The organism is Bradyrhizobium sp. 160 (genome assembly GCF_023073735.1).
GTDB lineage: Bacteria > Pseudomonadota > Alphaproteobacteria > Rhizobiales > Xanthobacteraceae > Bradyrhizobium.
Map to the genome: position 1 here is coordinate 40,891 of NZ_JADPKD010000077.1, position 14,017 is coordinate 54,907.

Sequence of the window (14,017 nt, forward strand, 5' to 3'; positions counted from 1 at the left end):
GACATTCCTAACCGCGCTTGTTAACCGGATGGTTTCCACGCACGGCCGCCAAGTGCCAGCCAGCGGGGGGAACAAAGGAAATGTTCGAAATAAAGTAAATGACTTGAAAACAACACTCGGCGGGAAAGAGGCGGACGTGCGTCGCGCATGCTGACGAGTGCGTGAGGATGTGAGCCGCGTCATTCCGGGCGCGCGACAGCGTGACCCGGAATCTCGAGATTCCGGGTTCGGTCCTGCGGACCGCCCCGGAATGACGATGGGTTGAGCCTATGCTTGTTTCCGGTTCTGCCGGTTCTTGACGAGGTCGTCGACCACGGCGGGATCGGCCAGCGTCGAGGTGTCCCCTAAGCTGCCCGGCTCGTCCTCAGCGATCTTCCGCAGGATGCGGCGCATGATCTTGCCGGAGCGGGTTTTGGGCAGGCTCGGGGCGAACTGGATTTGGTCGGGCGAGGCGATCGGGCCGATCTCCTTGCGCACCCAGGTCACGAGCTCCTTGCGCAGATCGTCGGTCGGCTCGACGCCGGCCATCAGCGTGACATAGGCGTAGATGCCCTGGCCCTTGATGTCGTGCGGGAAGCCGACCACGGCCGCCTCCGACACCTTCTCGTGCGCGACCAGCGCACTCTCGACTTCCGCGGTGCCCATGCGATGGCCGGAGACGTTGATGACGTCGTCGACGCGGCCGGTGATCCAGTAATAGCCGTCGGCGTCACGCCGGCAGCCATCCCCGGTAAAGTATTTGCCCTTGTAGGTCGAAAAATAGGTCTGTTCGAAGCGGGCATGGTCGCCATAGACCGTGCGCATCTGGCCCGGCCAGGATCGCGTCAGGCACAGATTGCCGGTGGCCTCGCCCTCGAGCACCCTACCGTCGGCATCGACGATCTCCGGCACAACGCCGAAGAACGGTTGCGTCGCCGAGCCCGGCTTGAGTTTTGTTGCGCCCGGCAGCGGCGTGATCAGGATGCCGCCGGTCTCGGTCTGCCACCAGGTGTCGACGATCGGGCAGCGGTCGTCGCCAACGACACGGTGATACCACTCCCAGGCTTCCGGATTGATCGGCTCGCCGACCGAACCGAGCAGACGAAGCGAGGCGCGCGAGGTCTTCTTCACCGGCTCGTCGCCGGACTGCATCAGCGCGCGGATCGCGGTCGGCGCGGTGTAGAAGATGTTGACCTTGTGCTTGTCGATGACGTTCCAGAACCTGGAATTATCGGGATAGTTCGGCACGCCTTCGAACATCAGCGTGGTCGCGCCGTTGGCGAGCGGCCCGTAGAGGATGTAGCTGTGACCGGTGACCCAGCCGACGTCGGCGGTGCACCAGTAGATGTCGCCGTCGTGATAGTCGAAGACGTATTGATGCGTCATTGAGGCGAACACGAGATAGCCGCCCGAGGTGTGCAGCACGCCCTTGGGCTGGCCGGTCGAGCCCGAGGTATAGAGGATGAACAGCGGATCCTCGGCATGCATGTGCTCAAGCGGGCATTCCGTCGTCACCATCGCCGCCGCCTCGTGGTACCAGAGGTCGCGCGTCGGGTTCATGTCGATCTTGCCGCCGGTGCGTTTGACCACGACGACCCAGTCGACGCCGTCGGTTTTGGCGAGCGCCGCGTCGACATTGGCCTTCAGCGGCACCTTCTTGCCGCCGCGCAGGCCTTCGTCCGCGGTGATTATCACCTTGGATTGGCAGTCATTGATGCGCTGGGCGAGGCTGTCGGGCGAGAAGCCGGCGAACACCACGGAGTGGATCGCGCCGATTCGCGCGCAGGCCAGCATCGCATAGGCCGCTTCCGGGATCATCGGCAGATAGATGGTGACGCGGTCGCCCTTCCCAACGTTGCGGGTGCGCAGGATGTTCGCCATCCGGCAGACCTCGTCGTGCAGCTCCTTGTAGGTGATGTGACGGGATTGGGAGGGATCATCACCTTCCCAGATGATCGCGGTCTGGTTGCCACGCTTGGCCAGATGCCGGTCGATGCAATTATGGGCGACGTTAAGAACGCCGTCCTCGAACCATTTGATCGAGATGTTGCCGGGCGCGAACGAGACGTTCTCGATTTTCGTCGGCGCCTTCATCCAGTCGATGCGCTTGGCCTGCTCCGCCCAAAAACCGTTCGGGTCCGAGATCGAGCGCGCATACATGTCCCTGTACTTGGCCTGGTCGACCCAGGCCCGCTTCGCCCACTCTGCGGGTACGTCGTAGATCTTCTCGGACATGTTTCCCTCCACATACGGCAAGCCGAACGCATGCGATTGGCAAGCCGACTTGATCGCTGAACGATTATGCGTCGGGCTAACCGGACCCGACAAGGAGCACAAGCTGGACCTTCGGCGGGCGGCCGACCATGCGGAGGATCAAGGTCCGCGATGGCGGCTGGCGCAAATCTGAAGCCGGCCAAGGGCGCCTTTCGGCTCTTTACCCAGATCGCCGAAATAGCGGCGTGCAGAGCCGCATGCGCCGTCTCGAGGTATTTGGCAACCGCCTATCACTGATTCAGGACTCGCAATACGGTTCGGAACACCCTAAATGGCCAACCCGGGTCCAAAGAGACCCCAGGAACAAAAATCAGAACAGCGGCATTGAACGGTAAGACACAGGGCCAAGGCTTAACACTATGATGGATCAGCAGAATCTCGGGACGATGCGGCCCGCTTCAGCCGATCCTGCGGCCATTGCCCTCGCCAAAGCCCTTGGACAATGGCCGAAACCAGCTGGTTTCAGGCGTTCCAGCCCCAAAAAGACCTTCGACACGAGGCCGGCGGCAACCGTCGAGGCGCTCGCAAGGGAACTCGGCCTACGGCTCAGCGACCAAAACGAGCTGACCATCCGGCGCATCAAGCGCGGCAAGGGCTATTCCTTCGTCCGCCCGAACGGGGCCCATATCCGCGACGCCCGCACCATCCGCCGGCTGCACGCCATGGCAGTGCCGCCAGCTTACCGGGAGGTGCGCTACTCCGCCGATCCGAGCTCGCATCTCCAGGCCGTGGGACGCGATGCCGCGGGTCGGCTGCAATATCGCTATCACGCCGATTGGGAGAAGGTCCGCGAGCACCGCAAGGCGCATCGCCTGGAGAAGCTTGTCGGCGCGCTGCCCAAAATCCGGCGCAAGGTCTCGGCGTTCCTGTCGGGCGACGAGCCGACGCGCGAATTCGCGCTCTCGGCCGTCATCGAACTGATCGCCCGCACCGCGATCCGTCCGGGCAACGAATCCTACGCCCGTCTCAACGGCACTCGCGGCGCCACCACGCTGCTCAAGTCCAACGTCACGCTGGAAGACGATTGCTTTGTGATGACCTTCAAGGCGAAGGGCGGCAAGGCGGTGCGGAAGGAGTGCGACGCAGCCAAGCTAGTCCGCGCCATCGGCATTTTGCAGCGCGTTCCGGGCAAGCGCATGTTCCAGTATCGCGATGCCTACGGCATCGTGCGCGCGGTCAATACCACGCAGGTGAATGCGTTTCTGCGCGAGATCGCCGGCATCAAGATCTCGCTGAAGGATTTTCGCACGCTGATGGCGTCCGCCGTGGTCGTGGAATCGCTGTCGCGGATCACGCCGGCGACCAGCCAGCGTGGCCGCAAGAAGCAGGTGCTTGACGCAATCCGCGCCGCCGCCGACCAGCTCTCCAACACGCCGGCGATCTGCCGCAAGAGCTACGTCCACGACACCATCGTCACCGCCTTCGAGGACGGCATCCTCGAACGCTTTGCCGCGACCATGAAGGGCCAGCGCTCGCAGGCGAGGCGCGAGCAGCTTCTGGCGCAAGTGGTGGCGACCGCGGCGGTCTGATCCGCCTGTCGGCTACGCTTTGTTCGAAACGCCGCGGTCCGGACCGGGATCGCCGCCCGCAGCGGCCGTGGTGAGCCGTTCCAGATAGTGTGCCCACCCCGTCGCATGTGCGGCGGCCTGTTCTGCGGTCGGCAAGCCGCTGTGGGTCATCCGCAGCAACGTGCCGCCGTCCTGCTCAATCAGATCGATCTCGACCAGGCTCGAGCCGGGCGGCACTTCCTGGCCGCCCTCCCAGCCGAACGTGTAGGCGAGACGATGCACCGGCACGACCTCGCGGAAAGCGCCGCGGGCGACGCCGCCGCGCGGGCCGACGCCCTTCAGAAGATAGAGCCCGCCGGGATGCGGCTCCGTGGTCGCGTCGGAACCCATCCAGCTCAAAATCTTCTCGGGGTCGGTCAGATAGGCGAAAACAGTCGCGCGCGGGGCGGCGATCTGGGTCTCGCGTCGCACTATGAACGGTTCGGTCATTGGCGATCATCCCTGGGCTCACACTCGGACATGGCGGGGCCGGAGCGGCCCGTCAAGGATTGCCCGTGACAAAGACGGCGCGCTTTCGTCATGATTGAGCCATGCACCTCTCCCCGACCCTCGCCTGGCTTGTCGATGCCGCCGCAGATAGTGTTGGGGCGGACCGCCTGCTTGCGGAACTCGGCGCACATTTGGTCGCTGATGGCGTGCCGCTTGCAGCGGGCGCGCTGACCCTGGAAGTGCCTCACCCGCTGATCGCGAAGCGGACCTGGTTGTGGCGCGCCGATACCGGCCGGGTGATCGAAGCGCTCGGCTTTGCGCCGGGCGGCCTGGCACCGGACCCGCCGAACGATGCCGGCCGCCGCTGGCTGCGCGATATCGCGGGCGGTGAGGTGCAGGAAGACATCGTCGGACGGGCCGATGGGCCTTTGCTCGGGTGGATCGGGCCGCGTCCGTTCACCTCGGACGAGATCGAACGATTGCGTCAGGCTGCACGTTTTGCCGCGACGCCGCTCGCCGTGCTCGCCGCGCGTGCCACGTTGCGGGCGACGCTCGACGCCTATCTCGGCAAGCGCAGTGCGGAGCGGGTGCTGGCGGCGCCGCTGCGGCGCGATCTTGGCGACACCATTCAGGCCGCGTTGCTCTATGCCGACTTGCGCAACTTCACCGGTTTGTCGGAGACAAGTCCGCCGGGCGATGTCATCGCAGCGCTCGATGCCTGGTTCGACCGCATCGCCGGCGCCGTTCACGCCTTCGGCGGCGAGGTGCTGAAATTCATCGGCGACGGCGTGCTGGCGATCTTTCCGGTGGTCGAAGCGTCACCGCGGCGTGCCTGCGAGGCCGCTCTGCGCGCCGCGAGCGCGGCCGAAGCCGGGATGGCCTATCTCAACGAGGAGCGCCGCGGCAACGGCTCGCCGCCGCTCGCGTTCGGTGCCGCCCTCCATCTCGGCGAGATGCTCTGGGGCAATATCGGCGCTGCCAACCGGCTCGATTTCACGGCGATCGGCCCCGCCGTCAATCTCGTCAGCCGGCTCGAAGGGTTATGCAAGCCGTTGGGGCGGACCGTGCTGGTGTCGGGCGCGCTCGCTGCAGAGACGGACATGCCTCTGATCGCGCTCGGATCGCATTCGCTGCGTGGGATCGCCGCGCCGTGCGAGGTGTTTGCGCTGCCGGAGACGTAGGGTCGAGTTTCGCTTATTCGGGCTACGTACCTAGGACGACATCCCACCCATCTTGCAGACGAGCTTCCACTCCTCCGCCGTCACCGGCTGCACCGACAGGCGCGAATATTTCACAAGCGCCATGTCGGCGAGCTTCCTCTCGGCCTTGATCGCCGCCATCGTCACCGGTGTCTTCAGGGGCTTGTCGGCCTTGATGTCGACGCAGACGAACTTGCCGGTCTTGTCGGTCGGATCCGGATAGGCTTCCTTGATGACCTCCGCGATGCCGACGATCTCCTTGCCCTCGTTGGAATGATAGAAGAACGCCTTGTCGCCCCTCTTCATGGCGACGAGGTTCTGGCGCGCGGTGAAGTTGCGCACGCCGGTCCAGGCCTCGCCCTTGGCGCCCTTCGCCACCTGCTGGTCCCAGGACCACACCGACGGTTCGGATTTCACCAGCCAATAAGCCATGTTCATTCCTCTGCCTTGAAGGGGCGCGTCAACAGCCCCGAGATCGCGGCGTCGATTGTGCTCCGGCCGCTCAGGATCGAAGCGACCGCTTCCGATACCGGCATCTCGATGTTTTGCGAAGCCGCAAGCTCGATCAGCACCGGCGCGGTGGACTCGCCCTCGGCAAGCTTGCCTGCGGGCGGGTTCTCACCGCGGCCCAGTGCGAGGCCAAGCGCGAAATTCCGTGATTGCGGGCTCGAACAGGTCAGAATGAGATCACCGAGGCCGGACAGGCCCGTGAGGGTCTCGCTGCGCGCACCAAGCGCGCGACCGAGGCGTGTCAGTTCGGCAAAGCCGCGGGTCGTGAGCGCGGCCTGGGCCGAGGCGCCAAGCTCGCGTCCGACCGCAATGCCGACCGCGATCGCCAGCACGTTCTTGGCCGCGCCGCCGATCTCGACGCCGCGGATGTCGGTGGAATGATAGGGCCGGAATGTCGGCGAGCCCAGCGCCTGCACGAGCCTGGTAGCCAGCGCTTCTTCCTTCGCCGCCAGCGTTACCGCGGTCGGCAGGCCGCGCGCGACATCGTCGGCGAAGCTCGGGCCTGACAGGATCGCCGGCTGCGCGCCCGGTGCAGCTTCGGTGATCACATCGGTCATGAATTTGTGGGTGCCGTGCTCGATGCCCTTGGCGCAGGCGACGACGGGTACCGGCCTTGCAATGTGCGAAGCCAGCAGGTTGACCGCGCCGCGCAGGTGCTGCGCGGGCGTTGCGATCAGCAGCATGTCGGCGCGCGCGGCGAGCGCCAGATCGCTCGTCACGACGATTTCCGCAGCGATCCGCACGCCGGGCAGCCGCGGATTGTCGCGCGTCGAGGCAATCCGCGTCGCATGTTCGGCATTGCGCGCCCACAGCATCACGTTCCGTCCTGCCCGCGCCGCCACAATTGCGAGAGCCGTGCCCCAGGCACCTGCCCCGACCACGGCGACGGAATCGAACGCGGTCATCACTAGAATCCCGCTCGCGTGTTGCCGTAGCCCGCCGGTGCCGTCGCGTTGGCATCGAGCAGCCAGCGTGCGCGGGGCTGCGCGTCCATCGTATCGGTCATGCCGAGCGCGAGGCGTTCGGCGCCGGCCCAGGCGATCATCGCGCCATTGTCGGTGCAGAGCTCGGGCGGCGGCATGATCAGCTGGGTCCCGGCCTGCTGCGCGACGTCGTGCAGGGCCCCGCGGATCGCCTGATTGGCGGCCACGCCGCCGGCGGCCACGAGCGCGCGCGGCGCGCCGAACCGCTCGCGGAAATGTCTTAGACCGACGCTCAACCGGTCGGCCGTCGACTCCAGCACGGCGGCTTGAAAACTCGCGCAGAGGTCGCTGATGTCCTGCAGTGTGAGCTCGGCGATGCGACTTGCTTCGTTGCGGACGGCCGTCTTCAAACCGGATAGCGAGAAATTGGCGTCGGGGCGCCCTTGCATCGGGCGTGGAAAGGCGAAGCGGATCGCATCGCCGCTTGCCGCCGCGCGCTCGACCTGCGGACCGCCGGGATAAGGCAGGCCCAGCATCTTCGCGACCTTGTCAAAGGCCTCGCCAATGGCGTCGTCGACTGTGGTGCCGAGCCGCACATACTTGCCGACGCCGGTGACCGCAACGATCTGGGTATGTCCGCCCGAGGCGAGAAATAGGCAATAGGGAAATTCGATCCCGTCGGTGAGACGTGGCGTCAGCGCGTGCGCCTCCAGGTGGTTCACGGCGATGAGCGGGGTGTCGTGCACCATCGCGATCGCCTTGGCGGTGGTGAGCCCAACGATGACGCCGCCGATCAGCCCCGGACCCGCGGCCGCCGCGACCCCTCCCAGCTGGGCGAAGCCGACGCCGGCCTCACTCATGGCGCGGCCGATGATGTCATCGAGCAGATCGACATGGGCGCGGGCGGCGATCTCCGGTACCACGCCGCCGAAGCGGGCGTGCTCCTCGACCTGCGACCGTACGATGTTGGACAGGATCTTGCCGCTACCGTCATGCGCGCGCTCGACCACGGCTGCGGCGGTTTCGTCGCACGTGGTTTCGATGCCCAATACCAGCATTGGCGAATTGTTATCCAACTTGCGCCCTTGCGCTCATCCGTAAAGCAGAGTTCTGGTACGTCCGGTAGCATTCCGGGCACGGCTTGCGCAATCGTCACGCGCGGCCGCCCTCGCAAATGGCCACCGTCAAATGGCTCGGGAACACCAAGCGATGTCCATTCTCGTCACACGACCACATCCCGACAATGAGGCGACGGCGGCGAGTTTGCGCGCGCGAGGGCATGTGGTGCTGCTTGCGCCGGTGCTCAAGTTCGAGCCGGTCGCCTTTCATGACGAGAGTGAGACGAGCTATAACGGCATCATCGTTACATCGGCCAATGCGATCCGCGGCGTCGCGCCGCAATTGCCGGGCCTTGGTCTGTTGCACTTGCCGCTGTTTGCGGTCGGCGAGCACACGGCTATTGCGGCACGCGACGCCGGCTTTGCCGAGGTGATCGTTGCCGGTGGCGACGCCGCGGCCTTGCGCGACAAGGTGGTGCAGAGTGCACGCGACAAGGTGCTGAAGAAAAGGAGCACGCTGCTTTATCTGGCGGGTGCGGATCTGTCGCGTGATCTCGGCGCCGAGCTCAGCGCCGAAGGATTCAATGTGGTCACGCAGACCACTTATCGCATGGCTCCGGTCAAGTTGCTGCCGCGAGAAGTTTGCGAGGGCTTTGCCACCCATGGGATCGAGGCGGTGCTGCACTACTCCCGGCGCAGCGCGCGGGCGTTCCTGGAGGCGGCGCGGGACGAAGGTGTCGAAATCTCGGCGCTGGCTATACCGCAATGCTGCCTGTCCGAGACGGTTGCCGGCGTGCTGCGAGAGGCCGGCGCGTCGCAGGTTCTGGTGGCGGCGACGCCGGACGAAAATGCCTTATTCGACACCTTGGAGCGTGCTTTGCGCACCCGTTTGGCGTAAGAGGTCGAGCCGAATCCGACGCAATCGGATCCGAAGGATCTGTGCAAGGTATGGATGTGAGGAACCGTCACGATGGTCGACGACAAGCCTGAAGACGCAGGATTGGCCCCCGACAGCCGTCGTGCCAAGCGTGCCCCGCCCACCATCGACCTCGAGGCGAGCGAAGTCTCGACCCAGCCGCAGCAGGCGGCGGGCGAGCCCGAGGCTCAGCCGACGCCGGAGCACGCCGAGCCCGAGCCGGCACAATCCGAGCCGGCAAAGTCCGAACTTGCTGACGCTGAGCCGGAACGTGACGAGGCGCCGGCCGCTGTGGCATCCGCGCCCGTATCGCAGCCGATTTCGCCCTGGGTCGTTGCCCCGCTCTCCGGCGCTGTCGCAGCGGCAATCGTGATTGCGGTCGGTTGGATGCTGGGCTGGCCCGCGGTGCAGGCGCCGCCTGCCGCACCGCAAGTCACGAGCGCGACGGTTGATGCGCTCAGCGGGCGTGTGAGCGCAGTCGAAGCCAAGGCCGGCAAGCCCGTCGCCGATCCGGCGATGACGGCGCGGATCGACGCGCTGGAGAAGTCCGTCAGCAGTCTGCGCAGCGATATCGCCAATCTGCGCGCACAATCCGACAAGACTGCGAGCGCACTGAACGACGTGAAATCCGCTCCAGGTGCTGCCGCGCCCGATTTTGCCACGCTCAACGACCGCATCGCGCAGCTCGAGCGCGCCAGCAGGACCGAACGGGCCGAGCTCGCGCAGCAAGGCGAGAAGATCGCCGATGCCAGGACGATGGACGACAAGCCGCTGCGCCATGTGGTGGCGGCGGCCCTGCTCGACGTCGCCGTTCGCCATGGCGATCCCTATCAACAGCAATTGGCAGCGGCGCGATCGCTGGCGGCAAAGCCGGATATGCTGAAGCCGCTCGACGCCTTTGCATCGTCCGGCATCCCGACGCCGGTCGCGCTGAGCCGCGAGCTTCTCAATATCGTGCCGAAGCTGTCGCCGCCGGCGGAAACCCAGACCGGCGGTACCGGTATCGTCGAGCGTCTCCAGGCGGGCGCGTCGAAGCTCGTCCGCATCGAACGCACCGACGGCATCGGCAATGACCGCGGTGCGATCGTGGCGCGCATCACCTCGGCGGCGCTGCGCAACGATGTGGCGGAGGCGCGTCGCGAGCTGAAGTCGCTTCCGGAGACTGATCGCACTGCCGCGCAAGCCTGGCTCGACAAGGCCGATGCTCGCGACGCCGCGCTCGCCGCCTCCCGCAAATTCGCCGACGATGCCATGGCGGATCTCGCCAAATCTGATCCAGCCAAGCCTGCTCAATAAAGATTCGCGCAACGATCGGCGCGTATAGGGATCGCCATGCTTCGCATCGTCCTCTTTCTCATTCTGATCGCATTGGCGGCGGCCGGCGGAGCCTGGGTTGCCGATCAGCCCGGCGATCTGGTCCTGACCTGGGGCGGTCTCCGTGCCACGACGACCTTTCCCGGGTTCGTGCTCGGGCTCGGCATCTTCGCAGCCGCGATCGTGCTGGTCTGGAGCGTCTTGACCATGATGTGGCGCATGCCGGGGCGTCTGCGCCGCCGTCGTCATGAGAAGCGCCATGCCCGCGGTCGCCACGCTATCACTCACGGCCTGCTCGCGATCGGTCATGGCGACACCGCGCTTGCCCGTCGACATGCGGCAGCGGCGCGACGGCATGCGCCGGACGATCCGCTCGCGCTGCTCTTGCACGCGCAGTCGGCGCAGCTCGAAGGCAATCGCGACGAAGCGCAGCGCGTCTTCCGCGCCATGACCGAGCGTGAGGACACGCGGCTGCTCGGCCTGCGGGGCCTGTTCATCGAGGCGCAGCGCGCCGACGATGCGCTCGGCGCCGTGACGATCGCGGAGGAAGCCATCAAGCTGTCGCCGTCCTCGACCTGGGCCTCCCATGCCGTGCTTGGCTTCCGCTGCGCGCGCGGCGACTGGGGCGGCGCGCTCGCGATCCTCGATTCGAATCTGTCCGCGGGTCTGATCGACAAGGGTACCTATCGCCGGCAGCGCGGCGTCCTGCTCACCGCCCGCGCGCTGGAATTGGAAACCATGGATCGCGACGTCGCGCGCGAGAGCGTGATGGAGGCGATCAAGCTCGCGCCGACCCTGGTGCCGGCCGCGGTGCTCGCCGCAAGGTTCGAGAGCGAGGCGCATCAGGTGCGCCGCGCCATGAAGCTGATCGAGGCCGCCTGGCTCGCCAATCCGCATCCCGATCTTGCGGAAGCCTATGCCCATGTGAAGCTCGGCGATTCCGCCCGGCAGCGCTTGCAGCGGGTCGAGACGCTCGCGGCCAAGACGCCTGCCGACAAGCCCGGCCATGTCGAGGGCCAGCTCGCGATCGCGCGCGCTGCGATCGATGCCGCCGAGTTCGCCCGCGCGCGCGAGGTGCTCGCACCGTATCTCAACGATCCGACCCAGCGCGTCGCGCTGCTGATGGCCGAGATCGAGCGTACCGAGCATGGCGATGGCGGCCGTGCGCGCGCGTGGACCTTGCGTGCGGTGCGGGCCCGCCTCGATCCAGCCTGGACTGCGGACGGCTATGTCAGCGACCGCTGGCGCCCGGTCTCTCCGGTCACCGGCCGTCTCGACGCCTTCCAATGGCAGACGCCGGTCGCGAGCCTGCCTTCCGACAAGGGCACCACGATCGAATCCTCGGCCTTCGAGGAGGCCATGCTGGCGGCGCCCCCGCCGAAGCGAGTGACCGTGGCCAGCGAGGCGCCGGTGGAACCGCTGGAGACGGCCCCCGCCCTCGCCGCCCAGGACAATTCCCCTCCTCAGGCCAAGGAAGGTTCCGAGAAAGCTCCCGAGGAAGCCCCCAAGGAGGCTGCCAAGGAAGAGCCAACGATCGCGCCTTCCGAGCCGCTTGATCCGGCTCCCGCGCCTGCCGAATCATCGCCGCCGGCGGCAACGCCGGTCTTCCGGAGCCGTGCCGATATTGGCAAACCCGGACCGGCCCCCATCCCCGCCGTGATCCCGATCGTGCGCGCGCCGGATGATCCCGGGGTCGACGACGAGGGTCCGAGCGACGAATTTACGGAACAAATCGGCACGCCAAAGGCCCAGGCCGGCGGGTGGCGCGGATTCTGGTCTCGCTGGGGCGCATGAGGCCCATTTCGAACGCTTGTCCTTGCCAATTCGGGCCATGCCCGATATCAGGGGCGCGCGTATCGGGGCCGGCATCGTCCTGGCTCCGGCTGGGTTCGCCGCAATAGCTCAGTCGGTAGAGCACGTCATTCGTAATGACGGGGTCGGGGGTTCGAATCCCTCTTGCGGCACCAGCGCCCCTTTTGTCTAGCCCGGACACATAGGTAACAGGTCGTACCTGAGACATGGGTGACAACCTCGTGCCGAACGGGTTGTCGAGGGTTGCAGGGTTCTTCACGCATTGATGGCACACCCCATTGTTGCTCGGCCCGCGCTCTCGCCGCCATGTCCCGAGCTGTTGACGAGAGCCCAAGAACGTGGATGGCCGGGACGAGCCCGGCCACAGCGCAAGTTGAAGCTATCTGAGCGGGTGATCGCCTACTGCGAGACCGTCTGCACCACACTCGATATCGGGCGGGAGTTCGTGCCTGAGGTCGGCACCTTCAGGTCCTTCAGCAACGCCTCGTCATATTCCGGCAGCGTCTGGAGGCTCGTCTTGGCCTTCATCTGCACGATCTTGTAGCCGCCGGCCTTGAGCCGCGCGAGCAGCCCCGGCATGGCTTCGCCGGTGTGCTTCTGGAAGTCGTGCATCAGGATGATGCCCTTGCCGAGCTTGTCCAGCCTGGTCATCACGGTCTCGACGATCTTCTCCGGCGTGGCGCCCTTCCTGAAGTCGAAGGAGTCGATGTCGGTCGAGAACATCGCGACATTGCGGGTGCCGAAATAGGTCACCATCGCCGGATTGTGCTGAAGCTGCGGGAAGCGGAAGAACGGCGCCGGATTGGTGCCGAGCGCGAATCTCACTGCGCTGAAGCCCTTCTCGACCTCGTCCTTGACCTGCTGCTCCGTCATCTTCTTGCTGTTGAGGTTGACATGCGACCAGGTGTGCGTGCCGACCGTGTGGCCCTGGGCCAGCACCTGGCGCAGGATCTCCGGATGATAGGTTGCGTGCTTGCCGACCGAGAAAAACAGGCCCTTGGTGCATTCATCCGCGAGCGCCTTGAGTACCGCGGGCGTATTGACCGGCCACGGACCGTCGTCGAAGGTCAGCACGACCTCCTTCTCGGTCAGAAAGTCGAACTGCTTGAAGTGCTCGAAGCCGAAGCCGGGACCGCCTGTGGTGTCGATCTCGACCACGCGGGCAACACCCAGCGCATTCGGATTGGCGCAGGCTTGTTTCTGCTGCACCGGCATGGCCGGGGCGGGCGATGGGGCAGCTGCCGCCGGCTTGGCCGCGATCGCCGCGGTGGTCTCGACGTCATCCTTGGCGGCGAGCTTCGCCGGTGCCGGCAATGGATCGGCGGCACGGGCTGCAACTGTCTTGGGGGCGCCCTGATCGGCGCGCGCGGAATAATAAAACCAACCGCCGGCGGCGATCACGACCGCCGCAACTACACTGGCCAGCATCAGGCCCAACGCATTACGCATCGCTATTCTTTCCAATTACGCAACCAAACCGGCGGAATTTCCCGCGCGACGAGCCATTAATGCGAAGGAACAGTTAACGTGACACCAACGCGACGCCGGTCGCGCAGGAATTTCAGCGAGGTGCGCCAAAGTGGAAGTGCGCCAAAGTGACTGAGGTCACAGAGGCTGTGCCTCCCGTGACCATCATCACGGTGGAAACGGTTTGGCCGGAGCATCGTAGTTCCCATCAACAACCGGCGCCGTTCCGACGGTGCCAATGGGAGCTTCAAATGACCAAGTCGTTTTCCAGCAGGATCCGCGACACCAACCTGGCCCTGTGCTTTGCCGCCATCGTGTCGACCGTCTCGACGACCTCGGGCTTCGCCTTCTCGGCCGAAGCGCAGCAGATGTGCACTGGCGATGCCTTCCGACTCTGCTCCGCGGACATTCCCAATATCCCGAAGATCACGGCGTGCATGATCAAGCATCGTTCTGACTTAAGCGCCGGCTGCCGCGCGGTGATGGACAAGGACCTCGCCAAGGGCGCGTCGCGCAAGGTCGCTGACACGCAGGACAAGCAGTAAGCAACACGGCGATCGTTGCGTCG

At 65.7% G+C, this 14,017-nt stretch carries 12 protein-coding genes and 1 tRNA gene; 7 read left to right on the forward strand and 6 right to left on the reverse strand.

The window, feature by feature from the left end; translation table 11 throughout:
* Window positions 1-267: 267 nt before the first annotated feature.
* Window positions 268-2,214, reverse strand: coding sequence for an acetate--CoA ligase (acs, locus tag IVA98_RS32245; RefSeq protein ID WP_247299789.1), 1,947 nt, complete (start codon window positions 2,212-2,214; stop codon window positions 268-270).
* Window positions 2,215-2,612: 398 nt separating this feature from the next.
* On the opposite strand from acs, the gene IVA98_RS32250 reads away from it, so the two are divergent.
* The gene (locus IVA98_RS32250) at window positions 2,613-3,782 is read left to right on the forward strand and encodes a DNA topoisomerase IB (RefSeq protein ID WP_247299791.1); all 1,170 of its coding nucleotides are present in this window, start codon (window positions 2,613-2,615) and stop codon (window positions 3,780-3,782) included.
* A 12-nt stretch (window positions 3,783-3,794) separates the two neighbouring features.
* Here IVA98_RS32250 and IVA98_RS32255 read toward each other — a convergent pair whose 3' ends face one another.
* Window positions 3,795-4,250: an SRPBCC family protein gene (locus IVA98_RS32255; protein ID WP_247299794.1), complete on the reverse strand. Its 456-nt coding sequence runs from the start codon at window positions 4,248-4,250 to the stop codon at window positions 3,795-3,797.
* Window positions 4,251-4,351: 101 nt separating this feature from the next.
* On the opposite strand from IVA98_RS32255, the gene IVA98_RS32260 reads away from it, so the two are divergent.
* The gene (locus IVA98_RS32260; RefSeq protein WP_247299796.1) at window positions 4,352-5,431 is read left to right on the forward strand and encodes an adenylate/guanylate cyclase domain-containing protein; all 1,080 of its coding nucleotides are present in this window, start codon (window positions 4,352-4,354) and stop codon (window positions 5,429-5,431) included.
* Between the two features lie 30 nt (window positions 5,432-5,461).
* Here the strand turns inward: IVA98_RS32260 and IVA98_RS32265 are convergent, their stop codons facing one another.
* The 3 genes from IVA98_RS32265 to tsaD are packed head-to-tail and all read right to left on the reverse strand — an operon-like array spanning window position 5,462 to window position 7,940.
* A complete protein-coding gene (locus IVA98_RS32265) occupies window positions 5,462-5,881 on the reverse strand; it encodes an EVE domain-containing protein (RefSeq protein WP_247299799.1) in 420 nt (139 codons plus the stop codon).
* Window positions 5,882-5,883: 2 nt separating this feature from the next.
* Entirely contained in the window at window positions 5,884-6,864 is a 981-nt protein-coding gene (locus tag IVA98_RS32270; RefSeq protein ID WP_247299802.1) for an NAD(P)H-dependent glycerol-3-phosphate dehydrogenase, read from the reverse strand.
* Between the two features lie 2 nt (window positions 6,865-6,866).
* Window positions 6,867-7,940 carry a tRNA (adenosine(37)-N6)-threonylcarbamoyltransferase complex transferase subunit TsaD gene (gene tsaD, locus IVA98_RS32275; RefSeq protein ID WP_247299805.1) on the reverse strand — a complete coding sequence of 358 codons (1,074 nt, stop codon included), beginning with the start codon at window positions 7,938-7,940 and terminating at the stop codon, window positions 6,867-6,869.
* Between the two features lie 151 nt (window positions 7,941-8,091).
* Between tsaD and IVA98_RS32280 the strand changes: the two genes are divergently transcribed.
* The 4 genes from IVA98_RS32280 (at window position 8,092) to IVA98_RS32295 (ending at window position 12,137) form a co-directional block, all read left to right on the forward strand.
* Window positions 8,092-8,838, forward strand: a complete 747-nt coding sequence (locus IVA98_RS32280) for a uroporphyrinogen-III synthase (RefSeq protein ID WP_247299808.1) — start codon at window positions 8,092-8,094, stop codon at window positions 8,836-8,838.
* A gap of 72 nt (window positions 8,839-8,910) precedes the next feature.
* Window positions 8,911-10,152, forward strand: coding sequence for a COG4223 family protein (locus IVA98_RS32285; protein WP_247299809.1), 1,242 nt, complete (start codon window positions 8,911-8,913; stop codon window positions 10,150-10,152).
* A gap of 36 nt (window positions 10,153-10,188) precedes the next feature.
* A complete protein-coding gene (locus IVA98_RS32290; RefSeq protein ID WP_247299810.1) occupies window positions 10,189-11,964 on the forward strand; it encodes a heme biosynthesis protein HemY in 1,776 nt (591 codons plus the stop codon).
* A gap of 97 nt (window positions 11,965-12,061) precedes the next feature.
* Window positions 12,062-12,137, forward strand: a tRNA-Thr gene (locus IVA98_RS32295).
* 244 nt (window positions 12,138-12,381) lie between these two features.
* Here the strand turns inward: IVA98_RS32295 and IVA98_RS32300 are convergent.
* Window positions 12,382-13,431 (reverse strand): polysaccharide deacetylase family protein, encoded by a 1,050-nt coding sequence (locus IVA98_RS32300; protein WP_247299813.1) that lies wholly within the window; start codon window positions 13,429-13,431, stop codon window positions 12,382-12,384.
* A 269-nt stretch (window positions 13,432-13,700) separates the two neighbouring features.
* Between IVA98_RS32300 and IVA98_RS32305 the strand changes: the two genes are divergently transcribed.
* The gene (locus IVA98_RS32305) at window positions 13,701-13,994 is read left to right on the forward strand and encodes a hypothetical protein (protein ID WP_247299814.1); all 294 of its coding nucleotides are present in this window, start codon (window positions 13,701-13,703) and stop codon (window positions 13,992-13,994) included.
* The last annotated feature ends 23 nt before the right edge of the window (window positions 13,995-14,017 follow it).

Bases quoted from the DNA above. Each gene is read 5' to 3' on its own strand.
- acs (WP_247299789.1), bottom strand. From the start codon at position 2,214: ATGTCCGAGAAGATCTACGACGTACCCGCAGAGTGGGCGAAGCGGGCC.
- IVA98_RS32250 (WP_247299791.1), top strand. From the start codon at position 2,613: ATGATGGATCAGCAGAATCTCGGGACGATGCGGCCCGCTTCAGCCGAT.
- IVA98_RS32255 (WP_247299794.1), bottom strand. From the start codon at position 4,250: ATGACCGAACCGTTCATAGTGCGACGCGAGACCCAGATCGCCGCCCCG.
- IVA98_RS32260 (WP_247299796.1), top strand. From the start codon at position 4,352: ATGCACCTCTCCCCGACCCTCGCCTGGCTTGTCGATGCCGCCGCAGAT.
- IVA98_RS32265 (WP_247299799.1), bottom strand. From the start codon at position 5,881: ATGGCTTATTGGCTGGTGAAATCCGAACCGTCGGTGTGGTCCTGGGAC.
- IVA98_RS32270 (WP_247299802.1), bottom strand. From the start codon at position 6,864: ATGACCGCGTTCGATTCCGTCGCCGTGGTCGGGGCAGGTGCCTGGGGC.
- tsaD (WP_247299805.1), bottom strand. From the start codon at position 7,940: ATGCTGGTATTGGGCATCGAAACCACGTGCGACGAAACCGCCGCAGCC.
- IVA98_RS32280 (WP_247299808.1), top strand. From the start codon at position 8,092: ATGTCCATTCTCGTCACACGACCACATCCCGACAATGAGGCGACGGCG.
- IVA98_RS32285 (WP_247299809.1), top strand. From the start codon at position 8,911: ATGGTCGACGACAAGCCTGAAGACGCAGGATTGGCCCCCGACAGCCGT.
- IVA98_RS32290 (WP_247299810.1), top strand. From the start codon at position 10,189: ATGCTTCGCATCGTCCTCTTTCTCATTCTGATCGCATTGGCGGCGGCC.
- IVA98_RS32300 (WP_247299813.1), bottom strand. From the start codon at position 13,431: ATGCGTAATGCGTTGGGCCTGATGCTGGCCAGTGTAGTTGCGGCGGTC.
- IVA98_RS32305 (WP_247299814.1), top strand. From the start codon at position 13,701: ATGACCAAGTCGTTTTCCAGCAGGATCCGCGACACCAACCTGGCCCTG.